The 22,346-nt window shown below is 71.3% G+C and carries 20 protein-coding genes and 1 tRNA gene; 17 read left to right on the top strand and 4 right to left on the bottom strand.

The features are described from left to right. Positions 1-2: 2 nt before the first annotated feature. The 6 genes from OG207_RS08625 (at position 3) to OG207_RS08600 (ending at position 6,770) form a co-directional block, all read left to right on the top strand. Entirely contained in the window at positions 3-395 is a 393-nt protein-coding gene (locus OG207_RS08625; protein WP_329097380.1) for a TOBE domain-containing protein, read from the top strand. Between the two features lie 104 nt (positions 396-499). Next, positions 500-1,582: a magnesium/cobalt transporter CorA gene (gene corA / locus OG207_RS08620; RefSeq protein WP_329097379.1), complete on the top strand. Its 1,083-nt coding sequence runs from the start codon at positions 500-502 to the stop codon at positions 1,580-1,582. Positions 1,583-1,712: 130 nt separating this feature from the next. After that, the gene (locus OG207_RS08615) at positions 1,713-2,543 is read left to right on the top strand and encodes a chitosanase (RefSeq protein WP_329107485.1); all 831 of its coding nucleotides are present in this window, start codon (positions 1,713-1,715) and stop codon (positions 2,541-2,543) included. A 414-nt stretch (positions 2,544-2,957) separates the two neighbouring features. Then, positions 2,958-3,311 carry a DUF805 domain-containing protein gene (locus tag OG207_RS08610; protein WP_329097378.1) on the top strand — a complete coding sequence of 118 codons (354 nt, stop codon included), beginning with the start codon at positions 2,958-2,960 and terminating at the stop codon, positions 3,309-3,311. A gap of 223 nt (positions 3,312-3,534) precedes the next feature. Further along, positions 3,535-5,754 carry an NADP-dependent isocitrate dehydrogenase gene (locus OG207_RS08605; protein WP_329097377.1) on the top strand — a complete coding sequence of 740 codons (2,220 nt, stop codon included), beginning with the start codon at positions 3,535-3,537 and terminating at the stop codon, positions 5,752-5,754. 239 nt (positions 5,755-5,993) lie between these two features. Next, positions 5,994-6,770, top strand: coding sequence for a hypothetical protein (locus OG207_RS08600; RefSeq protein ID WP_329097376.1), 777 nt, complete (start codon positions 5,994-5,996; stop codon positions 6,768-6,770). Positions 6,771-6,915: 145 nt separating this feature from the next. On the opposite strand, the gene OG207_RS08595 is transcribed toward OG207_RS08600, so the two are convergent. Continuing rightward, positions 6,916-7,395, bottom strand: a complete 480-nt coding sequence (locus OG207_RS08595; RefSeq protein WP_329097375.1) for a hypothetical protein — start codon at positions 7,393-7,395, stop codon at positions 6,916-6,918. Between the two features lie 405 nt (positions 7,396-7,800). On the opposite strand from OG207_RS08595, the gene OG207_RS08590 reads away from it, so the two are divergent. Both OG207_RS08590 and OG207_RS08585 read left to right on the top strand, forming a co-directional pair. Continuing rightward, positions 7,801-9,468 carry a glycoside hydrolase family 71 protein gene (locus OG207_RS08590; RefSeq protein WP_329097372.1) on the top strand — a complete coding sequence of 556 codons (1,668 nt, stop codon included), beginning with the start codon at positions 7,801-7,803 and terminating at the stop codon, positions 9,466-9,468. A gap of 257 nt (positions 9,469-9,725) precedes the next feature. Continuing rightward, entirely contained in the window at positions 9,726-10,886 is a 1,161-nt protein-coding gene (locus OG207_RS08585) for an aminotransferase class V-fold PLP-dependent enzyme (protein WP_329097370.1), read from the top strand. Here OG207_RS08585 and cobF read toward each other — a convergent pair. Further along, on the bottom strand, positions 10,873-11,625 hold the full coding sequence (gene cobF, locus OG207_RS08580; protein ID WP_329097368.1) for a precorrin-6A synthase (deacetylating): 753 nt from the start codon (positions 11,623-11,625) through the stop codon (positions 10,873-10,875). The genes OG207_RS08585 and cobF overlap by 14 nt on opposite strands. Before the next feature lie 18 nt (positions 11,626-11,643). Between cobF and OG207_RS08575 the strand changes: the two genes are divergently transcribed. The 4 genes from OG207_RS08575 to OG207_RS08560 are packed head-to-tail and all read left to right on the top strand — an operon-like array spanning position 11,644 to position 14,924. Beyond that, positions 11,644-12,399: a (Fe-S)-binding protein gene (locus OG207_RS08575; protein ID WP_329097367.1), complete on the top strand. Its 756-nt coding sequence runs from the start codon at positions 11,644-11,646 to the stop codon at positions 12,397-12,399. Further along, complete coding sequence (locus OG207_RS08570; protein ID WP_329097366.1) at positions 12,396-13,898, top strand: lactate utilization protein B; 1,503 nt, start codon at positions 12,396-12,398, stop codon at positions 13,896-13,898. The genes OG207_RS08575 and OG207_RS08570 overlap by 4 nt, the downstream gene beginning before the upstream one ends. After that, positions 13,895-14,527 (top strand): LutC/YkgG family protein, encoded by a 633-nt coding sequence (locus tag OG207_RS08565; RefSeq protein WP_329097365.1) that lies wholly within the window; start codon positions 13,895-13,897, stop codon positions 14,525-14,527. Before OG207_RS08570 ends, OG207_RS08565 begins: the two co-directional genes overlap by 4 nt. Positions 14,528-14,531: 4 nt before the next feature. Continuing rightward, positions 14,532-14,924: a VOC family protein gene (locus OG207_RS08560; protein WP_329097364.1), complete on the top strand. Its 393-nt coding sequence runs from the start codon at positions 14,532-14,534 to the stop codon at positions 14,922-14,924. On the opposite strand, the gene OG207_RS08555 is transcribed toward OG207_RS08560, so the two are convergent. Next, entirely contained in the window at positions 14,921-16,015 is a 1,095-nt protein-coding gene (locus OG207_RS08555) for an abortive infection protein (protein WP_329097361.1), read from the bottom strand. The two genes, OG207_RS08560 and OG207_RS08555, sit on opposite strands and share 4 nt — an antisense overlap. Before the next feature lie 165 nt (positions 16,016-16,180). Continuing rightward, positions 16,181-16,657, bottom strand: a complete 477-nt coding sequence (locus tag OG207_RS08550; protein ID WP_329097359.1) for a DUF309 domain-containing protein — start codon at positions 16,655-16,657, stop codon at positions 16,181-16,183. Positions 16,658-16,766: 109 nt separating this feature from the next. On the opposite strand from OG207_RS08550, the gene OG207_RS08545 reads away from it, so the two are divergent. The 5 genes from OG207_RS08545 to OG207_RS08525 all read left to right on the top strand — a co-directional run bounded on the left by OG207_RS08545 (position 16,767) and on the right by OG207_RS08525 (position 22,316). Then, positions 16,767-16,840, top strand: a tRNA-Pro gene (locus OG207_RS08545). A gap of 237 nt (positions 16,841-17,077) precedes the next feature. Next, positions 17,078-17,356: a hypothetical protein gene (locus OG207_RS08540; protein WP_443072690.1), complete on the top strand. Its 279-nt coding sequence runs from the start codon at positions 17,078-17,080 to the stop codon at positions 17,354-17,356. 398 nt (positions 17,357-17,754) lie between these two features. Next, entirely contained in the window at positions 17,755-19,152 is a 1,398-nt protein-coding gene (locus tag OG207_RS08535) for an amino acid permease (protein WP_329097357.1), read from the top strand. A gap of 108 nt (positions 19,153-19,260) precedes the next feature. After that, positions 19,261-19,569 (top strand): hypothetical protein, encoded by a 309-nt coding sequence (locus OG207_RS08530; protein ID WP_329097355.1) that lies wholly within the window; start codon positions 19,261-19,263, stop codon positions 19,567-19,569. Positions 19,570-19,790: 221 nt separating this feature from the next. Continuing rightward, positions 19,791-22,316, top strand: a complete 2,526-nt coding sequence (locus OG207_RS08525) for a sensor histidine kinase (protein WP_329097354.1) — start codon at positions 19,791-19,793, stop codon at positions 22,314-22,316. The last annotated feature ends 30 nt before the right edge of the window (positions 22,317-22,346 follow it).

Genomic DNA, 22,346 nt, shown 5'->3' with positions numbered 1-22,346 from the left:
CCATGGAGTCCTACACGATCGGCCAGGCGGCCCGGCTGCTCGGCGTCAGCGTCGACACGGCCCGGCGCTGGGCGGATGCCGAACGGTTCCCCACCCACCGCGAGGGCACGCGGCGGATGGTGGACGGGCCCGACCTGGCCGCCTTCTGCGTCGAGGCCGCGCAGGAGGGCGCCGAGGGCGAGGAGGCCCCGTACACCTCGGCCCGCAACGCCTTCCCCGGCATCGTCACGGGGGTGAAGCTGGGCACGGTCGACGCGCAGGTGGAGATCCAGGCCGGACCGCACCGGATCGTGTCGCTGCTCACGCGGGAAGCGGTGGAGGAGCTCGGTCTCGAGGTGGGCGCGCGGGCCACGGCGCGGGTGAAGTCGACGAGCGTGTTCATCGACCGGATCTGACGCGGGCGGCGGAGGTCCGGCCGGGCGGTGAGCCCGGACGCAGGCGTTCCGGCGGCGATGGCAGACTGGCCGCTGATCCGCCGAAGGGGAGTACGCCGTTGTCCATGTTCAGCAACCTGCGCCGGGTCGTGCGGCGCAGCTACCGGAGGGCCGTCGACCTCAGCCACCCGGCCCGCTCCCCGCTCGGCAGTGCGGTGGTCAACTGCATCGTCTACCGCGACGGCGTACGGCAGGAGGACTGCGCCGAGGTCGAGGAGGCGCTGCGCCGGGTCCGCAAGACGGGTGACGGCTTCGTCTGGATCGGCCTGCACGAGCCGACGAGGTCGGAGCTGGCCGGACTGGCCGAGTTGTTCGGCCTGCACCCCCTCGCCGTCGAGGACGCCGTCAACGCGCACCAGCGCCCCAAGGTGGAGCGTTACGACGACACGCTGTTCTCCGTCTTCAAGACCGTGCGCTACGTGGAGCACGAGGAGCTGACCGCGACCAGCGAGGTGGTGGAGACCGGCGAGCTGATGGCCTTCACCGGCCAGGACTTCATCATCACCATCCGGCACGGCGGCCGCGGCACGTTGGGCCCGGTCCGCGAGGAGCTGGAGCGCGCCCCGGACCAACTGGCCAACGGGCCCGCGGCCGTTCTGCACGCCATGGCCGACCACGTGGTCGATGACTACGCGGCCGTGACGGACGCGGTGCAGAACGACATCGACGCCGTCGAGACCGCGGTGTTCAGCGAGGACGGCGGCCGCGGCGACGCGGGGCGGATCTACCAGCTCAAGCGCGAACTCCTGGAACTGCGGCGGGCGGTGGCACCGCTCGGCCGCCCGCTGCAGCAGTTGGCCACGCAGCCGATACCGGTGATCCCGCCGGAGACCCGCGCGTACTTCCGGAACGTCGCGGACCACCTGACCCGGGCCACGGAGCAGATCGGCGCCTACGACAACCTCCTCGACTCCATCCTGCAGGCCCACTTGGTGCAGGTGACCGTCGCCCAGAACGAGGACATGCGCAAGATCACGGCATGGGCGGCGATCGTCGCCGTCCCCACCATGGTCTGCGGGGTGTATGGCATGAACTTCGACCACATGCCCGAACTGCACTGGACCTACGGCTACCCGCTGGTCCTCGGCGTCATGGTGCTCGCCTGCTTCGTCATCCACCGGGGCTTCAGGCGCAACGGCTGGCTCTGACCGGACGGGTCCGTTCCTTGGGGTGCGCCCGGGTATTGAGCTGTCGTCAGCTCTGGTAGTAAAGTTTCCTAACGAAGCTGGGACGCCTCAACTACCAGATGGAGGCCTTGTGTTCACCCCCCGCCGCAAGATGCTGGCGATCGGAGCACTGCTCGGCAGTGCGCTGATCGCCGCCCCCGTCGCCGCCCACGCCACCACGACTCCCGCAGTCACGGCCCCCGCCCCCACGGCGGAGACCGCAGCGGCAGCGGCCGTAGGACTCGACGATCCGGCGAAGAAGGAAATCGCCATGAAGATCGTCTCCAGTGCGGAGAACTCCTCGCTGGACTGGAAGGCCCAGTACAAATACATCGAGGACATAGACGACGGCCGCGGTTACACGGCCGGCATCATCGGATTCTGTTCCGGCACCGGCGACATGCTCGACCTCGTCGAGTACTACGCGCAGATCAAGCCGGGCAACGTCCTCGCCAAGTACCTCCCCGCCCTGCGCAAGGTAGACGGCAGCGACTCGCACGCCGGCCTCGATCCGAACTTCACCAAGGACTGGGCGAAGGCGGCCCAGGACGCGGACTTCCGGAAGGCCCAGGACCACGAGCGCGACCGGGTCTACTTCAATCCGGCCGTGAACCAGGGCAAGGCCGACGGGGTCGGCGTACTGGGTCAGTTCATCTACTACGACGCCATCGTCATGCACGGCGACGGCAGCGACTCCACCAGCTTCCGCAACATCCGCAAGCGCGCCCTGTCCAAGGCCAAGCCCCCGTCCCAGGGCGGCAACGAGACCGCTTACCTCAACGCCTTCCTCGACGCCCGGGTCTGGGCGATGAAGCAGGAGGAGGCGCACAGCGACACCAGTCGGGTCGACACCGCACAGCGGGTCTTTCTGAAGAAGGGCAACCTGAACCTCAATACGCCGCTCGACTGGAAGGTCTACGGGGACTCCTTCCACATCGGCTGACGGCCGCGACGCCGTTGTGGCCCGGGCCGGAATGTCATTTTCTGTCCGGGGCCGCGACGGGTCAGGCTGCGGTGAGGTAACGATCCGTAAGTGGATCAAGCCGGGTTCGGCGGGGCGGACGCGTTAACACGTCGGACATTGAGGGCTTTTCGCCGCCCCCGGGTGGCCCTGGGCTTCTCAGTGGGGCCTCCGCCCCTCCTGAACGCGGGCCATTTCGCCACGCCTTGTGGTCAAAGGTGATCCATGGGGCTCAAGTAACGCCAGATACAACAGCGTTTGGCTGGAGAAGCGAAGGAAAGTTCCCGTTTCGACCGGTTGTGAACTGGCTTGACCGCGACGTAAGGGGGGCATAAGTTCTGCCCCGGCTTGCTCCAGCAGGACGGGCCCGAACGATCGTCCTCTGGGGGGACCCTCATGAACCACTACACCGATGTTCTGAAGAAGTACGCCGTCTTCTCCGGCCGCGCGCGCCGCCAGGAGTACTGGATGTTCGTCCTCTTCCAGGTGGCTGCCGTGATCGTCCTCGCGATCCTGGACACCGTCATCGGCGCCAACATGATCATCGTTGGCCTGTACTTCCTCGGTACCTTCGTTCCGACGCTGGCGCTCCTCGTCCGTCGTCTGCACGACCTCGGCAAGTCCGGTGCCTGGTACTTCATCATGTTCGTCCCCCTCGTCGGCTTCATCTGGCTCATCGTCCTCCTGGCCACCGCCGGTCAGCCGCAGCAGAACCAGTACGGCCCGGACCCGAAGGCCTACGCCGCCTGATCTGCCGTACGGGCCTGATCAAGGCCCGAACGCCTGAGCGCCGCCCCCGGCCGGAAACAGCCGGGGGCGGCGCTTCCGCCTTTTCCGGTGCCCACCGGGGCCCGCGTGACACGCGTCTCCCGGACTGGCGGCAGGGGGCTGTCCAGAGCGGCCCGATCACGAGATATCTTGATGTCGAGCAATGTTGCAGACGAGAGACGCAGACTGTGGAGCGGAGCATCCGGTGACTGACTCGACCATCATCTACACGCACACTGACGAGGCCCCGGCCCTCGCGACGTATTCCTTCCTGCCTGTGATCCAGGCGTACGCGTCGACGGCCGGTGTGAATGTCGAGACCCGTGACATCTCCCTGGCCGGTCGGATCATCGCCGTCTTCCCGGAGTACCTCCAGGAGAGCCAGCGGATCGCCGACGCCCTCGCCGAGCTCGGCGAGCTGGCGAAGACCCCGGAAGCCAACATCATCAAGCTTCCGAACATCTCGGCCTCGATCCCGCAGCTGAAGGCCGCGGTCGCCGAGCTCCAGGGCCAGGGCTACGCCCTCCCGGACTACCCGGACGACCCGAAGACCGACGAGGAGCGCGACATCCGCGCCCGCTACGACAAGGTCAAGGGCAGCGCCGTCAACCCGGTCCTGCGCGAGGGCAACTCCGACCGCCGCGCCCCCGCCTCGGTCAAGAACTACGCCAAGACGCACCCGCACCGCATGGGCGCCTGGACCACCGAGTCGAAGACGAACGTCGCCACCATGGGCGAGAACGACTTCCGCTCCACCGAGAAGTCCACCGTCATCGCCGAGGCCGGCACCCTGCGCATCGAGCACGTCGCCGCCGACGGCGCCACCACCGTGCTGCGCGAGTCCGTACCGGTCCTCGCCGGTGAGGTCGTGGACGCGTCCGTCCTGCACGTCGACGCGCTGCGCACCTTCCTGAACGACCAGATCGAGCGTGCCAAGGCCGAGGGCGTCCTGTTCTCCGTGCACCTCAAGGCCACGATGATGAAGGTCTCCGACCCGATCATCTTCGGCCACGTGGTCCGCGCCTTCCTCCCGAAGACCTTCGCCCGCTACGGCGAGACCCTGGCCGCCGCCGGCCTGTCGGTCAACGACGGCCTGGGCGCCATCCTGAACGGCCTGGGCGCGCTGCCCGACGGCGACGCGATCAAGGCCTCGATCGACGCCGAGATCGCCGAGGGCCCGGCCCTCGCGATGGTCGACTCCGACAAGGGCATCACCAACCTGCACGTGCCGTCCGATGTCATCGTCGACGCCTCGATGCCGGCCATGATCCGCACCTCCGGCCACATGTGGGGCCCGGACGGCGCCGAGGCCGACACTCTCGCCGTCCTCCCGGACAGCAGCTACGCCGGCGTCTACCAGGTCGTCGTCGACGACTGCCGCACCCACGGCGCCTTCGACCCGTCCACCATGGGCTCGGTCCCGAACGTCGGCCTCATGGCGCAGAAGGCCGAGGAGTACGGCAGCCACGACAAGACCTTCGAGATCGCCACCGCGGGCACCGTCCGTGTCGTCGACGCCGCGGGCAACACGGTCCTGGAGCAGGAGGTCGCCGCCGGTGACATCTTCCGCGCCTGCCAGACCAAGGACCTCCCCATCCAGGACTGGGTCAAGCTCGCCGTCACCCGCGCCCGCGCCACCGGCGTCCCGGCCGTCTTCTGGCTGGACGAGAACCGCGCCCACGACGCGCAGCTGATCGCCAAGGTCAAGACGTACCTCGCCGAGCACGACACCGAGGGCCTGACCATCAAGATCCTCTCCCCGGTCGAGGCCACCGCCTTCTCCCTGGAGCGCATCCGCCGCGGCGAGGACACCATCTCGGTGACCGGCAACGTGCTGCGCGACTACCTGACCGACCTCTTCCCCATCCTGGAGCTGGGCACCAGCGCCAAGATGCTGTCGGTCGTCCCCCTGATGAACGGCGGCGGCCTCTTCGAGACGGGCGCCGGCGGCTCCGCCCCGAAGCACGTCCAGCAGCTGGTCAAGGAGAACTACCTGCGCTGGGACAGCCTGGGCGAGTTCTTCGCGCTGGCCGCCAGCTTCGAGCACCTCGCGACCACCACCGGCAACGCCCGCGCCCAGGTGCTGGCCGACACCCTGGACCGCGCGACCGGCACCTTCCTCAACGAGGACAAGTCGCCGAGCCGCAAGCTGGGCGGCATCGACAACCGCGGCAGCCACTTCTACCTCGCCACCTACTGGGCGCAGGAGCTGGCCAAGCAGACCGACGACGCCGAGCTGGCCAAGGCCTTCGAGCCCGTCGCCAAGACCCTGTCGGAGCAGGAGGAGACCATCGTCGCCGAGCTCGTCGCGGTGCAGGGCTCCCCGGCCGACATCGGCGGCTACTACCAGCCCGACGCCACGAAGGCCGCGGCGATCATGCGCCCGTCCGCGACCCTCAACGAGGCGCTCGCCCTCCTGGGCTGATGCCGACAGTCGTACCCACGCGTCCCTGACGACGTGATCCGCTCCGCCCCGGCCGGCCCCGTGCCCGGCCGGGGCGGAGCCGTGTCCGGAGCCGTGTCCGGAGCCGCGCCGCTCGGCCCGGGTGTTCGGCGCCTGCGAGGCCGAGGTCCTCAGGGGACTCCTGGCCGAGGCGTGGGCCCTGCGCTAGCGTTCGGGGTCGGTGCCCCGGGGGGCTTCGCCGAAAACGCTCTGGGGGTTCTGTGGCACGTCGTTCCGACACGTCCTGCGGCGGTACCGGCTGCCTGGCGGTCCTGCTCGTTCTGTTCGTCCTCCCCACCGTCGGCTATCTGTTGGCGGTGCCGCTGGCACTGCCCGATCTGCTGGCCGAGCAGTCACCGCCGCAGCAGCTGCAGGGCTTCGGTCAGTACCTCATCGTCTACGCCATTCCGGTCGTCGTGGCCCTGCTGCTGGCCCTGTTCGCGTCGCGCCGCCGGACCGGCGCCCGGTGGCTGGTGCCTGCCCGGGCGGCGGCCCTGCTGGCGCTCGTCGCCGCGGCGCTGTGGTGGACGCAGGGCAAGGTCGGGGAGTACCCGGTGTGGAACGTCCGGGCCACGGCCGAGAGCATGGCCGCCGGGCTGGTGGCGCTCGCCTTCGTCGTGGCGGTCCGCCGGTGGGACGCCTCGCGCGGCGGCCCGCGCGTCGCCGTCGGCACCCACCGGCCGGCGCCGGGGGAGATCTGGCTGGCCATGGTTCCGCTGCGGGAGGACCCGGCGCGGCAGCTGCGGCACTACTGCGTGGTGCTGGCCGTCCATCCCGGCCACGCGGAGGTCGCCCAGATCACCACCAAGGACAAGGACGGGCGCACCGACCACATCCGGATGCCCAACGACGGGTGGGACAAGGCCTCCGGCCGCGCGCACTGGGTGGAGTTCGGCCGTCCACCGCGCCTGGTCGAATACGGGATGTTCCTCAAGTCCCGGCCGCAGGGGCGCTGCCCGGCCCCGGTGTGGCGGCAGCTCAGCCGGCAGCTCGGCTGACCCCGGCGGCGACGTCCACGGCTTCGTCCGCCGCCCGTCCGCGGAGGTGTCCGCGGCCACCCGGAAGCCGATGTTCAAGAGCCCCCGCACCGGAGCCCTCGCACCGGAGCCCTCGCGTCGGAGCGGGCGGGGCGGAGCCGGTGGATCAGAGCCGATGGATCCGCTCCTGCTCGAAGGCCAGCGGGGACCGCCCGGCCGCCAGGATCCGCAGCCCCGGCGCCACGGTCAGTAGGTTCCGCAGCCAGGCCAGGGCGTCCGGGCCGAGCTGCTCCGCGCCGTCCAGGACGAGCAGCATGTCCCGTTCGGCCAGCCACGAGGCGGTGTGCGCGGTCCCGCAGGCCGGTGCGGGCATCCCCGGTACGCAGCCCAGTTCGGCCGTCAACTCGCGGACTCCGTAGCCGCCGTGCTGCGGGTTCATGGCGACAACGGCCACCCCGTCGTAGAAGTTGGACGCGATCCGCCGCGCGATCTCCCGTACCAACAGGCTCCGCGGCTCCCGGAAGGCTCCCGCCACGGTCAGGACGCGCCCCCGCCGCACGGTGGTGAGCAGCCGGGACATTTCGGCGGACGTCGCCGGCAGCGTTCCGGTTAAACCTTCGTCCTTCATCGACCCGGCTTCCCCCATGGCCCCGGATTCCCTCATCGGCACGATGCCCCCCATTGCATGCGTGACCAAGTGCGGCAAGAGGGTTTTTTCGAGCCGCGTGACGATGATTATGCGCCACTTGCGACGTAAGGCTAGGGGAATGTCGCATTCCGAAGAACGCGTTCGCTGCGCCCCAGGTGGGGACTTCGTCCGAGCCGCCGGACGGGCGGCGTAGTTCCCGTGGTCCGTGTGACGTACGCACCCGAACTCCGGCTCCTGGGAACGGTTGTCCGGAAGCCGGGATTGGGCTCTACTGCTGTGCAGCCCCTCGTAAGGGGCATATTCGCGGGAGGAACCAGAATGACAGCGGACCGGCGAACGGACCGGCGAGCACGGCACCGTGCCGGCAGGCGGACACTGCGCGGGGGCCGGGCGGCCGGACCCGTGTCGCACCGGCGCCGGCCGGCCTTCCGGGGGCGCAGGTCGCTGCTCGCCACGGTGCTCTCCGGCTTCCTCCTGGTCGGTGTCTGCGCGGCCACCGGAATCGCCTGGGACCCCCGCGACGCGGGTTCCGTGCAGGACGCCTCGGCCCCCGGCGGGAGCCTGCCGGCGGCCACCGCGACCGGCGGCGCTCCCGTCACACCCGGCGGGGCCACCCCCTCACCCACCGGGCCCCCGACGCCCACCGAGGGCGCGGCCACCAAGGGCAACCCCAAGGAGGCGGTGGACTCCGGGGCCGAACGCCCCACCGGAGCCCTGCCCTTCGACATGCCCTCGCAGGCAGCCCTGCGCTCGGGCGGTGCGGGCAAGAAGCTGGTGTTCGCCCACTACTTCACCCCCTACCCGCTCTCCCTCGACAACGCGGCCGCGGACCGGGACTACTACACCCGCAACTACCTGAAGCCCGACGGCGAGAACGGGAAGCACGGCCGGTACGGCGGCCTGCTGCGCGACCGGCCGCTGCCCGTGCCCACGAAGAGCGGCGACTGGGAGTACGCCAACCTCCAGCAGGAGGTGCGCACCGCCCGCGCGGCGGGCATCGACGGCTTCACCCTCGACCTGCTCTCCCTCTCCGGCAAGAACTGGGACCGCTGCAACCTGCTGATGGCGGCGGCCCGTTCGGTGGACCCGGCCTTCAAGATCATGCTGATGCCGGACATGACCTCGCTGAAGACCGACGACCCCGCGGTGCTCGCCGAGGCGATCGCCACGCTCGCCGACGCATCCGCCGCGCACCGGCTCCCGGACGGCCGCCTCGTGGTCTCCCCCTTCAAGGCGGAGGAGAAGAGCGTGGACTGGTGGACCGAGGTCATCGCCCGTCTCAAGTCCGAGCACGGCATCCGCACCGCCTTCGTCCCGCTCTTCCTCGACTTCGGCGCCCACAGCGGCGCGTTCGCCCCGATCAGTCACGGCTTCTCCGAGTGGGGCAGCCGCAGCTACGTCGGCCAGGAGAGCTCGACGCGCGACGTCCAGCGGGCCCACGACATGGGCAAGATCTGGATGCAGCCGGTGTCGGTCCAGGACGCGCGCCCCAACCAGGGCATCTACGACGAGGCGGGCAACACCGCGACCCTGCGTTCGACCTGGACGCACGCCATCGAGGACGGCGCCGACTGGGTCCAGCTCACCACCTGGAACGACTACTCGGAGGGCAGCCAGTTCGCCCCCTCCCTGCACAACGGCCACGCGTACCTGGACCTGACCTCGTACTACCTGACCCGGTTCAAGACGGGCAGCTGGCCGAAGATCGTCCGGGACACCCTCTACCTCTCCGCGCGCACGCAGTTCGCGGACGCGGACCCGACGGGCGACCAGTCGCTGGTGATGTCGCTCCGCAAGGGGAGCGCCCCGCCCCGGGACAAGGTGGAGGTGCTCAGCTTCCTCACCGGGGCCGGAGCCGTCCGGACGGCCGTCGGCACCGCGGACGGCAGTTACGAGGCCCCCGCCGGGATCCACTCGCAACTGCTGCCGCTGAGGGCGGGCACCAGCTCGGCGCAGGTCGTCCGGGACGGGAAGGCCGGCGTGAAGGTCGACCTGCCGTACCGGGTGGACCACAAGGTGGAGGTGCAGGACCTCCAGTACTACGCGGCCACCAGCGGCCGGGACTCCTAGGAGGCGTGTTGGCGATCGGTTCTCCTGCCACACCCGGCAGCAGGTGGTGCCGATCCGACCCGCCCCCCTGCGGTCGGCCCGTGATGATCGAACCGCGCAGTCCGCGCACGCCGGTGCGCAGCACCCTGCTCTACCCGGTCCGGCGAGCCGCGCCTTCGCGGCGCCCACCCCGACGCGCCGTACGACGGCGGTCTACCGGAGCCGGCGGCGGCGGGGGATGATCCGGGGGACAGCCGCGCCGCATCCCCGGAGGAGCAGTGACCGAGCCGATACGTCCCGCCGGGTCCGCCCAGGAGTTCCCCGGCGGGCCCGCCCTGTTCCGTCTCGACCCCCGGGTCGCCCACCTGAACCACGGCTCCTTCGGCGCGGTGCCCGTCCCCGTCCAGGAGGCCCAGGCCGCGCTCCGCGCCGAGGTGCACGCCGACCCCGACGCCTTCTTCATCGCCGTCCCGGACCGCCTCGCCGCGGCCCGTACCCGGATCGCCGCACACCTCGGCGCCGACCCCGACGGCATCGCCTTCATCGCCAACGCCACCGAGGGCGCCAACCTCGCCCTGGACGCCGTCCCGCTCGCCGACGGCGACGAGATCCTGGTCACCGACCACGGCTACGGCACCGTCGTCGCGGCCGCCGCCCGCCGCGCCCCCGTCACGACCGTGGCCATCGACCCCCACCTGCCCGACGAAGACGCCGTGCGCGAGGCCGTACTGGCCGCGCTGACACCCCGTACGAGGGTGGCCGTGCTCGACCACGTCAGCTCGCCCACCGCCCGGATCATCGCCTCCCCCCGACTCCTCGCAGACCTGCGCGAACGCGGGGTCACCACCGTCGTCGACGGCGCCCACGCCCTGGGCATGCTCGCCGACCCCCTCGCGGGCGGCGCCGACTTCTGGTTCGGCAACCTCCACAAATGGGGCTACGCGCCCTCCGGCAGCGCGGTCCTGGCCGTCGCCCCGCAACACCGCCACCGGATCAGGGCCCTCGTACCGTCATGGGAGGACCAGCACGGATTCCCGCGTTCCGTCGAGAACCGCGCCACCGCCGACTACACCGGCTGGCTCGCCGCCCCCGAGGGGCTGGACCTGCTCGAACGGCTCGACGCGGCCAAGGTCCGGGCCCACAACAGCGCGCTGGCCGCCCACGGAGCGGCCCTGCTCGCCGAGCTCCCCGGTCTCACCCCGCTCCCGCACGGCGAAGCCCTCGCCATGCGCACCCTGCGCCTGCCGCCCGGGGTCGCCGACACCCCCGACCGGGCCCGCGAGCTGCGCGAGCGGATCGCGGCCGAGCAGGGCATCCGGGTGCTGATCTGGCCCTGGCCGGGCGGCGGCGGCATCCGCGTCTGCGGCCAGATCTACAACCGGCCCGAGGAGTACGAACGCCTCGCCGCCGCCCTCCCGTCCTATCTCAGCCGCGCCTGAGCAGGTACGTGTCCATGATCCAGCCCTTGCGGGCGCGGGCCTCGGTGCGCAGCTCCTCGATCCGCCCGGCGACCTCCGCGAGCTTGCCCGAGACGAGGATCTCGTCCGGGGTGCCCACGTAGGCTCCCCAATAGATGAAGAGGTCCTGGTCCAGATGGGCGGTGAAGGCGTGCCGCGCGTCCAGCATCACCACCACGTCGTCCACGTCCTGCGGCCAGCCCTCGGCCAGCCGGCGGCCGGTGGTGATCTGGACCGGGCGCCCGACCCGGTTCAGGTTGGTCCGGTGCCGTGCCAGCAACGCGGAGATGCTGCTGATGCCGGGTACGACCTCGTGCTCGAAGGCCACCCGGCCGCGCTCCAGCACCTCGTCGAGGATCGCGAGCGTGGAGTCGTAGAGGGAGGGATCGCCCCAGACCAGGAACGCCCCCCTCTCGCCGTCCGCCAGGTCCTCGGCGATGAAGCGCTCGAAGAGCTCGGCCCGCGCGCTGCGCCAGCCGTCCACCGTCGGGGCGTAGTCGGCGGGCGTCCGGTCCCGGTCCGGGTCGCGGCCCTCCACCAGCCGGTGGCCCGGGCGGGCGTGCGCATCGAGCATCGCGCGCCGCAGCCCGGTCAGATCCGCCTTCTCCTCGCCCTTCTCCAGGATGAGGAATGCGTCCGTCGCGCCGATCGCCCTGACCGCCTGGAGGGTCAGATGGTCCGGGTCGCCCGCGCCTATGCCGATCACTGAGAACTTCTTCACCCGGCTATTGTGCCCATCATGCGAGCAGCCCTGTTCGTCACCTGCGTCAACGACGCGCTCTACCCGCGGACCGGCATCGCCGTCGTACGCCTCCTGGAGCGCCTCGGGGTCGGCGTGGACTTCCCGGCGGCCCAGAGCTGCTGCGGGCAGCCGCAGTACAACACCGGATACCGCTACGAGACCGAACCACTCGTGCGGCGTACCGCGCGGGCCTTCGCGGGACACGAGTACGTGGTCACCCCCTCCGGATCCTGCGCCGCGATGATCCGCCAGCACTACCCGCGCATCGGCCGGAAGGCGGCGGCCGAGGGGCGCGGCAGCGAGCTCGCCGAGGCGGCCGCCGCGCTCGCGCCGCGCGTGTACGAGCTGACCGAGTTCCTGGTCGACGTGCTCGGGGTGACCGACGTCGGCGCCCACTTCCCGCACACCGTCACCTACCACCCCTCCTGTCACGGCCTGCGCGGCCTGGGGCTCGGGGACCGGCCGCGGCGGCTGCTGGCCGCGGTCAAGGGCCTGGACCTGGTCGAGCTGCCGGGCGCCGAGGAGTGCTGCGGCTTCGGCGGCACCTTCGCCGTCAAGAACCCGGACGTCTCGACCGCCATGGGCACCGACAAGATCACGGCAGCGGCCGGCACCGGCGCCCAGGTGCTGTGCGGCGCCGACAACTCCTGCCTCGCCCACCTGGGCGGCCTGCTGCGCCGCGCGGACAGCCCGCTACGGACCCTGCACCTCGCCGAGATCCTGGCCTCGACCGAGGAGGAACCGCTGTCGTGACCGGCACCTACCTGGGCATGCCCGCCTTCCCCGACTTCCCTGCCTTCCCCGCCGCCGCGCGGGAGGCCGTACGGGACGAGGTGCTGCGCGCCAACCTCCGGCACGCCACGCACACCATCCGCGACAAACGGGCGGGGGCCGTCGCCGAACTCGCCGACTGGGACCGGCTGCGCGCCGCGGGCAAGGCCGTCAAGGACCACACCCTCCGCCATCTCGACCGCTACCTGCTGCAGCTCGAGGAAGCGGTCACGGCGGCCGGCGGCACCGTCCACTGGGCCGCCGACGCGGACGAGGCCAACCGGATCGTCACGGAACTGGTCCGCGCGACCGGCGAGCGCGAGGTCGTCAAGGTCAAGTCGATGGCCACCCAGGAGATCGGGCTGAACGAGGCCCTGGAGGCCGCCGGGATCGCCGCGTACGAGACCGACCTCGCCGAACTCATCGTCCAGCTCGGCCACGACCGCCCCTCCCACATCCTGGTCCCGGCCATCCACCGCAACCGGGCCGAGATCCGCGACGTCTTCCGCACCGAGATGGCCCACTGGGGCCGGCCGGCGCCCGAACCGCTCGGCGACGACCCGCGGGAACTCGCCGAGGCCGCCCGACTGCACCTGCGCGAGAAGTTCCTGCGCGCCAAGGTCGCCGTGTCCGGGGCCAACTTCATGGTCGCCGAGACCGGCACGATGGTCGTCCTGGAGTCCGAGGGGAACGGCCGGATGTGCCTGACCCTGCCCGAGACCCTGATCTCCGTCGTCGGCATCGAGAAGGTCGTCCCGACCTTCCGCGACCTGGAGATCTTCCTCCAGACGCTGCCGCGCTCCTCGACCGCCGAGCGGATGAACCCGTACACGACGATGTGGACCGGTCTGGGCCCTTCAAGAGGGGCGGAAGGCGACGGGCCCACCGCCTTCCACCTCGTCCTCCTCGACAACGGCCGCACCGACACTCTCGCCGACGAGATCGGCCGCCAGGCCCTGCGCTGCATCCGCTGCTCCGCCTGCCTCAACGTCTGCCCGGTCTACGAGCGAGCCGGCGGCCACGCCTACGGCTCCGTCTACCCGGGCCCCATCGGCGCGATCCTCAGCCCCCAACTCCGTGGCACCGGCAGCACGATCGATGCCTCGCTGCCCTACGCGTCCACCCTGTGCGGAGCCTGCTACGAGGTCTGTCCGGTCGCCATCGACATCCCCGAGGTCCTGCTCCACCTCCGCGAACGGGTCGCCCAGGGCGGCCCGGCGACCCGCTCCGGCGTCCGCGTCACGCTCCGCCCCGCCGACGGCCACACCGCCGAACGGGCTGCCATGCGTGCCGCCCGGCTGCTCCTGGACCGCCCGGGGGCCCTGCGCGCGGGGGAGCGCCTGCTGGCCAGGGCCCGACGGCTGGCCCCCCGCCGGCTCCCCGGAGCCGGGCGGGCCTGGACCGACAGCCGCGAACTGCCGACCGTAGCGGCGCAATCCTTCCGCGACTGGTGGGACCGGGAACGGAGCGACCCGCGATGAGCAGCAAGGACCGCATCCTCGGCCGGATCCGCCGGGCGCTGCGCGACGACGCGCCCGAAGTGGCGATCCCCCGCGACTACCTCCCCGTCCACGGCACCCGGACCCCGGCGGAGCGGGTGGACCTGCTCGCCGCCCACCTCACCGAGTACCGGGCCGTGGTCCACCGCACGGACGAGGAGGCGCTGCCCGCGCTGCTGACGCGGCTCCTGGACGCGCGGGGCGCGCAGTCGGTGCTCGTCCCGCCCGGCCTGCCCCCGCGCTGGCTCCCGTCCGGGGGCCCCACCCGCGTACCCGACCGGGCGGCCTCCACCCCGTACGAACTGGACCGGGTCGACAGCGTGGTCACCGGCTGCGCCCTGGCCGTCGCCGAGACCGGCACGATCGTCCTCGACGGCGGCCCCGGCCAGGGACGGCGCCGCATCACCCTGATCCCGGACCACCACATCTGCGTGATCCGGGTACCGGACCAGGTGGTGGACTCCGTCCCGCAGGCCCTGCCGCTCCTCGACCCGGCCCGCCCGCTGACGTGGATCTCCGGCCCCTCCGCCACCAGCGACATCGAACTCGACCGGGTGGAGGGCGTCCACGGACCCCGCACCCTGGAAGTGGTCCTCGTGGGCACACAATGAGGGCATGCCCTCGCACATCGCCCTCACGGCCCTCCTCGTCAACGACTACGACGAGGCCATCGACTTCTACACCCGCGCCCTCGGCTTCGACCTCGCCGAGGACACCGCCCGCTCGGACGGCTCCCGCTGGGTCGTGGTCCGCCCGCCCGGCGCCACCGAATCCGCGCTCCTCCTGGCCCGCGCCAAGGACGAGGCCCAGCGCTCGCGCGTCGGGGACCAGACGGGCGGTCGCGTCGGCCACTTCCTGTACACCGACGACTTCGCCCGCGACCACGCCCGGATGAGCGCCGAAGGCGTCCGCTTCCTGGAGGAGCCGCGCCACGAGCCGTACGGCTCCGTCGCCGTCTTCGAAGACCTGTACGGCAACCGCTGGGACCTCCTCCAGCCCGCCGCCTAGGGGGTGCGGCAGCGGAACCGGTCGGCCACCGCGCGGAAGGACTGCTTGGGTGCCCACTGCCCGGTTTCCGCGTAGCCGCGCCGGGTTCCGGACGGATACGTCCTGACGAGCGCGAAGCTGGCGATGTCCAGGTCGTGGCAGCGCTGCGGCGAGTACGGGGAATCGGGCGCGATGAAGTTGTAGACGAACGCCCCGTACACGCGCTCGGCCGCGTAGAGGTCCAGCAGCGCCCCGACCTCGGCGGCCTGCTCGCGCTCGTCGCGCACGTAGCCGTCCTTGACGACGGGGGGTTCCCGCTCCCAGTCCACCGCGGTGAAGCCCGAACCGCCCAGTTCCCCGGCCCCCGTGAAGGTGCAGCAGCCGAACTCGGTGATGACGACCGGTTTGCCGTGCCGGTGCAGCGCGCGCAGGGCCCGGGTATAGCTGGTCCTGTTGTCGCCGTTGCGGTACAGGTTGGCGCCGACGACGTCGAAGCCGTGCCAGTCGACCTGTTCCCAGTCGCCGGAACTGTAGGTGACCGGCCCGTGGAACAGCGGCCGGACGGTCCCGACCGCCCGGCCCAGGAAGGCGTTCAGCCGCTGCTGGTAGCCGGCCGACTCCGGGCGCCCCAGCGCCCGGCCGCGCTCCGCGTAGTCCTTTCCCGGCACCAGGCCGGACATGAAGATGGTCAGTTCCGTGCCGACCGAGAGGCCCACACAGGGATACCGGGTGCGCAGCGACTCTGCGGCGCGTGCCACCGAGCCGAGGAAGGCGAGGGTCTGCTCGGCGTCCTGGTCGAACTGCCGCGGCTCGAACCAGACGAACAGGCCGTGCGCGGCGGCGATCGACGCGGCCTCGGTCAGCCGGTCGAGCCGGTGGCCGAGCAGCAGAACGGCGTTGCCGTGCAACTGCTCCTTGACGGCCGCGATCTCCCGGCGCACGTACTCCGTCCGCCAGACGTCACGGTCGGTGTCGAAGTTGACTCCCTTGTGGGTGAGCGATGCGGGTGTCCGGGCACGTGCGGTGCCGGTGCCGGCGGCGGTGGCGCAGAGGGTGGCTGCGGCCGCGACACCGGCCAGCAGGGTCCGGCGGCCGATCGGTGGTGAGGTCATGCGCCCAGCCTCTGCGGAGGGCGGGTCCCGGGCCATCGTCCGTAGGGATCGCACGCCGAGACCAAAGTCGCTCCGCGCCGCTCGGACGGTCCCGCGGCGCGCTGACCACCGCGATCCGCTTCGCCGCCCGCTTCATCAGGTCGGTGAGGCGATCCGGCCACAGCACTAGCTCGGGGCGAGCCTCGGTGCCTCGCGCGCGGCATCGACGGCCGGGCCACCGTCCGCCACCCGGCCGGCCAGCTCCCCGGCCCACCGGACCAGGCCCGGCACGTCGACCCCGTACGGCCCCCCGTCGAGCCCCTCGACCGCGGCGGCCCCGCGCCGCAGCAGCCGGGCCCCGCCCACCGCGTTGCCGCGCGCGGCGTGCGTCAACCCGACGGCGAGCTGCGCGAGCCCCCGCCACAGCGGGGCCGCGGCCTCGGGACCCGACTTCCAGGCGTCCTCGAACACCTCGTGCGCATGGAACGGCATCCCGGCGTCCAACAGCCGCTGCGCCTCCCGCACGGTCTGCTCGGCGGAGCGCACCACCCCTTCGGGTTGCCGTTCCACCCCGGGCACCCCGTAGGCGAGCGGCCGCCCCAGCCCATCCCTGGGCCGCGCACTGCGCGCCCGCCCGTCGACGTCCCGATCCCGTGCGTTCATCACCCCATCCTCCCCCCTCACCGATTACCCGTGCATGCACACCCCTCGCCGTGGGGTAATGTTCTGCATGTGCCGCCGAGCAAGGGGAAACCCCAGGTCGCAGGCACAACGGGACGTGGCGCAGCTTGGTAGCGCACTTGACTGGGGGTCAAGGGGTCGCAGGTTCAAATCCTGTCGTCCCGACTTTTCGAAGTCGCAGGTCAGGGGCCGTTTCAGAGCAATCTGAAACGGCTCCTTGATCGTTTTTTGGGACCACTTGGGGACCAATCCGCTTGACCGCGGCAGGTGGCGACCATGATCGGTACCGTGAGCGACCGCGGGCTCGCAACACGCTGAGGTGCGCGGAGAGCGCGGTGCCGGCGGCGGTGACCCGGCGGTCGTCGGGGTGCAGCTCTAGTACTGCGTGGTGGTGAGCGAGTTGTGCCCGGCGATCGTGTACATACGGCCGCCTCGGGGGCCGGTGAACAGCCGAGCTTTGGTGTCCTGGTCTACTACGCGATCGCCAACGCCTCCGCCTGGACCCTCTCAGCGGCCGAAGGACGACCGGCGCGGATCATCCCCGTGGTGGGGCTGGCCGGATGCCCTGGTCCTGGCCTTCGCCCTGCCCGCTCATCGGTGATCACCGGCGCGGCGGTCCTGGCCGCGGGCGCCGCCGTGTACGGGATCCGCCGCACGATCACCGCCAGGAAGGAGAAGTAGTGGTAGGGCGCGACGCGCCCTGGGCGCGCAGGAACCGGCGGTGTACCGGCGCCACACGGGACGATGTCGCCACCACTCCCGGCGGCGAAAAGGGGCAGCCTCCCATGTCATTGCTCAACTCCTGGCAGCCGAAGCTGACCGCGACGCACGCCTCAACCGCACCGCCGGCCTGACGACGACCGGACCAGCCGTGGCCACCGGCCGCCGACTGGGCGCAGCCATGCGGCCGGGCCGGCGGGCCCGGTGCTCAAGTGCCCTGTCGGCACAGTGGATTTCGGCTCTTCGTTGACGGACTTCTGACGTATTCTTGACGCCTGGTGTGCCGGGAAGTCTGGTCGGCGGTCAGGAGTCATGGGCTGTTCCATGAGCTCCGGCTCTCGCCTTGGAAGGCATCCCTCATGACCGCCATACAGCAGCCCGCTGCGCCTGCGCCCTTGCCGGGCGGGCCCGGCCGCCGCAGTCCGCGCCGCTCGGTCCTCTTCTTCGCGTTCGCCTTCGCGGTGATCGCAGATCCGGTCTCCTCCGTCGCCTACGCCATGGAGGCGGCGCTGCGCGCCTTGCACGGCGATCTCGCCCTGCTGCTGCCGACGATGTCGCTGGTGGTGGGCCTGGTCGTGGTGGTCACCGCCAACTACTGGCAACTGGTACGCCGTTTCCCCAAGGGCGGCGGGGCGGCCGCCGCGGCCGGGCGGGCCTTCGGGCCGCGCTGGACGTTCGTACCGATCGGCGCGCTCGTCGTCGACTTCGTCCTGACCATCGGGATCTCCATCGCAGCCGCCGCCAGCGCCGTGATCGCCCTCTTCCCCGCCGCCGCGCCCTTCCGCGTCCCGCTCGCCCTGCTCCTGCTGCTGGTCGTGGCCGGGTTGACCTGGTTCGGACACGGCGGGCGGCTGCTGTTCGCCGTCATGACCGTGCTCTTCGTGCTCGTCTGCGTCGCCGTACTCGTACACGGCTTCGTCTCACCGCACACCATCGGTGAGGCCCCCGCCTCGACGGACCCGGGCCGCTCCGCCGCCCTCGCGGTCGTCCTCGCCTTCCCCGTCGCGATGGCCCTGGCCACCGGCATCGAGGCGCCGTCCACGGCCATCGCGCAGCTCGGCCAGCTCGACGACACCCACCGCCGCCGCTTCGGGCGGGGCACCCTCGCCCTGCTCCTGGTCATCGTCGGGGGCCTCACCCTGGCCCTGACCGCGCTCGCCGTGCGCCTCCGCATCGGCATCCCGGGCAAGGACTCCACCCAGATCGCCGACATCGCCCACGCCGCCGCCGGATCCGGCTGGCTCTACGGAGCCTTCCAGGTGACCAGCTCCCTCCTGCTCTTGGCCGCTGCCAGCTCCTCCTTCCAGGCAGGCCCGGGACTCCTCAAGGCTCTGGCCGGCACACCGGAGCGCCCGGGCGTGCTCCCCGAACTGCTGGGTCGGATCAACCGGCACCACACCCCGTACTGGTCCGTCGTCGTCTACCTGGCCGCGGCGGCGGTGATCATCGTGGCTGCTGCGGGGGAGGAGCAGGAGCTCGTCCTCTTCTACGCGGTGGCGGTCTTCGTCAGCTTCCTCGTCGGCCTGCTGGCCATGACCCGCTTCGCCCGTACCGAGCGCAAGATCGCCCTGGCCTGGCTGAATGCCATGGCGGCCGTCGCGGTGGCCTTCACCCTCCTGGTGAACCTCCTCCGCGGCTGGCCCATCCTCTCCCTGGTCGCCACCCTCGCCATCGGCGGAGCCTTCTACCTCCGCTGGGTCCGAGCCGGCCGCCCCTCCGACATCGAGGACGTGGAAGCCCGCGCCGAAGCCGACTGATCCGAAGCGGTCACCACATCGACCACGATCCGCAGGCCCGGTCAGCCGGGCCCTTGTACGGCCCACCACAATCACCCATGGCACCCACCAACAACGTAAGGAGCCCGCATGGGGATCCGCTGCGGCATCGGCGCACTGTTCGCTGTCACAGCGCTACTGCTCGCCGGCTCTGGCATCGCCACACTCAGCAGTGGCTGGCTGCTGCCCTGGCAGCGGCGGCACATCGTCCGTCTCCGGCTTTTCGGCTGGGCACAGCTCCTGATCGCGATCGCGCTGGGCATCCAGCTGATCGGTCTCCTGGCGGTCGATTCCGCCTACCGCACCATGTTCACCATGCCCGGCACCGTGGTGTTGCTGTTCGCCCTGGTGTTGATCACGCGTGCGCAGCGTCCGAGAGGCACCGGCCAAGGAGGCTGAGCCCCCGACCGAGGTCTGCGGGGACGCCGGTCCGACTCGCTGCCTCGCCGCCGTCCTCGACACCGTGTGTGGGGAAGCCATGCCGCCCTAGAGCAGCCGTTTCTTGCATCAGGGCATCTGAACGGCGATCCTGCGCGCGGATTGCGAGCGCGGGAGCGCGGTTGGGCGCACCATGGGATGCGGGGGCCGAGGGGGTGTGACGAGCGGGCAGGAGCCCGTCGATGGCGCGTGGGCGATTGCGGATCTACCTCGGGGCCGCCCCGGGGGTGGGAAAGACGTACGCGATGCTGGAGGAAGGGCAGCGGCTGGCCTCGGCCGGTGCCGATGTGGTCGTCGGGTTCGTCGAGCCGCACGGGCGGCGGCCCACCGCTGCCCTCGCCGAGGGGCTGGAGATCATTTCCCGGCGCGCCATGGAGTACCGGGAGGCGAGCTTCACCGAGATGGACCTCGACGGGGTGCTCGCCCGCCAGCCGCAGGTCGCCCTGGTCGACGAACTGGCCCACACCAATGTGCCCGGCTCCCGCCATGCCAAGCGATGGCAGGACGTCGAGGAACTCCTGGACGCGGGGATCGACGTAGTCACCACGCTAAACGTCCAGCACCTGGAGTCCCTGGGCGACGTGGTCCGGCAGATCACCGGTGTCCCGCAGCGCGAGACCCTGCCCGACGAGGTGGCACGCCGCGCGGACCAGATCGAACTGGTGGACCTGCCGCCCGAGCTGCTGCGCCGACGCATGCTGCACGGCGAGATCTATCCCTCGGACCGCATCGAGGCCGCCCTCACCCACTACTTCCGCGTCGGCAACCTCACGGCCCTGCGCGAACTCGCCCTGCTGTGGCTCGCCGACCGCGTCGAGGAAGGACTGCAGCGCTACCGCGCGGAACACGGCATCACCACCCCCTGGGAAACCCGCGAGCGCATCATGGTCGCCCTCACCGGCGGCCCCGAGGGAGAAACTCTGATCCGCCGCAGCACCCGGATCAGCGCCCGAGTCCCCGGCAGCGAGCTGCTGGCATTGCACGTCGTACCGAGCGACGGCCTCACCCACGGCGATCCGGCCACCCTCGCCGCCCAGCGGGCCCTGGTGGAGTCCCTGGGCGGCAGCTACCACCAGACCACCGGCGACGACATCCCCGAGGCGCTGCTCCAGTTCGCGGAGGCCGAGAACGTCACGCAGATCGTGCTGGGCGCGAGCCGCCGCGGAAGGCTCTCCACGTTCCTCCGCGGCGGTGTGGGGCACCGGACGATCCGGCGATCCGGCCCCATCGACGTACTCGTGATCACCCATGAGCACGCCGCCGGCTCGACTTCCCCACTGCGACTGCCGCACCCGAGCCGCGCCACCGGCCCACGGCGCTTCTGGACGGCGATGCTGCTCGCGGCGATCACGCTCCCGGGCCTGACCGCCCTCCTGGTTCTCCTGGGCGAGCACGTGGACCTCTCCCTCGCCCTGGTGCTCTACCTGCTCGCCGTTGTCGTGATCGCCCTGGTCGGTGGACTCGTTCCCGCACTCGTGGCCGCTCTTGCCGCGGGACTGCTCGCCGACTACTACTTCACCCCGCCGATGCACTCGCTGCGCGTCCAGCACCTCGCCGACGTCATAGCGCTGGTGGTGTACGTCGTCACGGCCGTCATCGTCGGCATGGCCGCGGGTGCGGCCGCGCGCAGCACGTACCGGGCCGTCCGCGCGAGTTCCGAGGCCCGGGCACTGAGTCGGCTGGCCACCGCCATGATGCACGGCCAGGACCTGCCGGCCTTGCTCGAACAGGTACGGGAGGACTTCGGCCTGGAGGCGGTGAGTCTGTTGGAACGCGATACGGGGCATGCCGCCGAGCCCCGCTGGTACGTCGTCGCCAGCACCGGTGAGGATCCACCCGAGCGCCCGTACGACGCGGATGTGGACAGCCCCGTCGGCGACGACCTCACCCTGGCTGCCCGAGGGCGCCCGCTGAGCAGCGATGACCAGCGCGTACTGGGAGCGTGCGCGGCCCAGTTGGGCATGGCCTACTCGCACGGCCGGCTTGCTGCCCACGATGCCGAAACGGGCTTGCGCGCCGCAGCCGAGCACACCAGGGCCTCGCTCCTCCTCACCGCGAGCCGCGATCTGCGGGGCCCACTGCGCACAGCCGACGAAGCGCTGGATGGCCTCGGCGTCGGCGTCGGGACGGATACGAGGGAGAGTCGGAACCTCGCCACAGCCCGGTCGTCGGTGCGGCGTGCGGTCCAGCTCCTCTCGGACCTCGACGAGCTGAGCCGCCTGCACGCCGGGGCACTGGATCTGTATCTGCGACCGGTCGATCTCGACGAGCTGCTGACCGCCGTTCTGGACGACCTGGGGCCCGGTGGCCATGCGATCCAATGCAGCCTGCCGGAGCTGCTCCCCGACGTGATCGCCGACGCGGCCGTGCTCACTCGCGTGCTGACCGCTTTGGCGGCCGAGGCCCAGCGCCACAGCCCCCCGGACCGGCCCGCGCGGCTGACAGGCAAGACCCGGTCCGGTCAGGTGGAGATCTACATGACGGACGGAACCAACGACGAAGTGCAGGGCGCGGAACGCGGCACACATGCGAGTCGCACGCCGGACAGTCTGACCCTGCGGATGTGCCGTGACCTCATGGAGACCATGGGGGGCACCCTTGAAACCGCACCCGTCGGCCCCGGCTTTGCCGTGACGCTCACGCTTCCGGCAGCGGCCTCCCGGCGGCCGATCACCCCGTCTGCGCCCTCCCCGACGGAGGATCAGTGACTCGCGTCAGCCACTGCCCGGGTGCACAGA

The sequence above is a fragment of the Streptomyces sp. NBC_01439 genome (genome assembly GCF_036227605.1).
Lineage (GTDB): Bacteria > Actinomycetota > Actinomycetes > Streptomycetales > Streptomycetaceae > Streptomyces.
This window is presented reverse-complemented; position numbering and strand designations above follow the sequence as displayed.

What these genes read in the sequence shown, in the direction of transcription:
- OG207_RS08625 (WP_329097380.1), top strand. Translation starts at nt 3, where the DNA reads ATGGAGTCCTACACGATCGGCCAGGCGGCCCGGCTGCTCGGCGTCAGC.
- corA (WP_329097379.1), top strand. Translation starts at nt 500, where the DNA reads ATGTTCAGCAACCTGCGCCGGGTCGTGCGGCGCAGCTACCGGAGGGCC.
- OG207_RS08615 (WP_329107485.1), top strand. Translation starts at nt 1,713, where the DNA reads ATGCTGGCGATCGGAGCACTGCTCGGCAGTGCGCTGATCGCCGCCCCC.
- OG207_RS08610 (WP_329097378.1), top strand. Translation starts at nt 2,958, where the DNA reads ATGAACCACTACACCGATGTTCTGAAGAAGTACGCCGTCTTCTCCGGC.
- OG207_RS08595 (WP_329097375.1), bottom strand. Translation starts at nt 7,395, where the DNA reads ATGGGGGAAGCCGGGTCGATGAAGGACGAAGGTTTAACCGGAACGCTG.
- OG207_RS08575 (WP_329097367.1), top strand. Translation starts at nt 11,644, where the DNA reads ATGCGAGCAGCCCTGTTCGTCACCTGCGTCAACGACGCGCTCTACCCG.
- OG207_RS08565 (WP_329097365.1), top strand. Translation starts at nt 13,895, where the DNA reads ATGAGCAGCAAGGACCGCATCCTCGGCCGGATCCGCCGGGCGCTGCGC.
- OG207_RS08560 (WP_329097364.1), top strand. Translation starts at nt 14,532, where the DNA reads ATGCCCTCGCACATCGCCCTCACGGCCCTCCTCGTCAACGACTACGAC.
- OG207_RS08555 (WP_329097361.1), bottom strand. Translation starts at nt 16,015, where the DNA reads ATGACCTCACCACCGATCGGCCGCCGGACCCTGCTGGCCGGTGTCGCG.
- OG207_RS08550 (WP_329097359.1), bottom strand. Translation starts at nt 16,657, where the DNA reads ATGAACGCACGGGATCGGGACGTCGACGGGCGGGCGCGCAGTGCGCGG.
- OG207_RS08535 (WP_329097357.1), top strand. Translation starts at nt 17,755, where the DNA reads ATGACCGCCATACAGCAGCCCGCTGCGCCTGCGCCCTTGCCGGGCGGG.
- OG207_RS08530 (WP_329097355.1), top strand. Translation starts at nt 19,261, where the DNA reads ATGGGGATCCGCTGCGGCATCGGCGCACTGTTCGCTGTCACAGCGCTA.
- OG207_RS08525 (WP_329097354.1), top strand. Translation starts at nt 19,791, where the DNA reads ATGGCGCGTGGGCGATTGCGGATCTACCTCGGGGCCGCCCCGGGGGTG.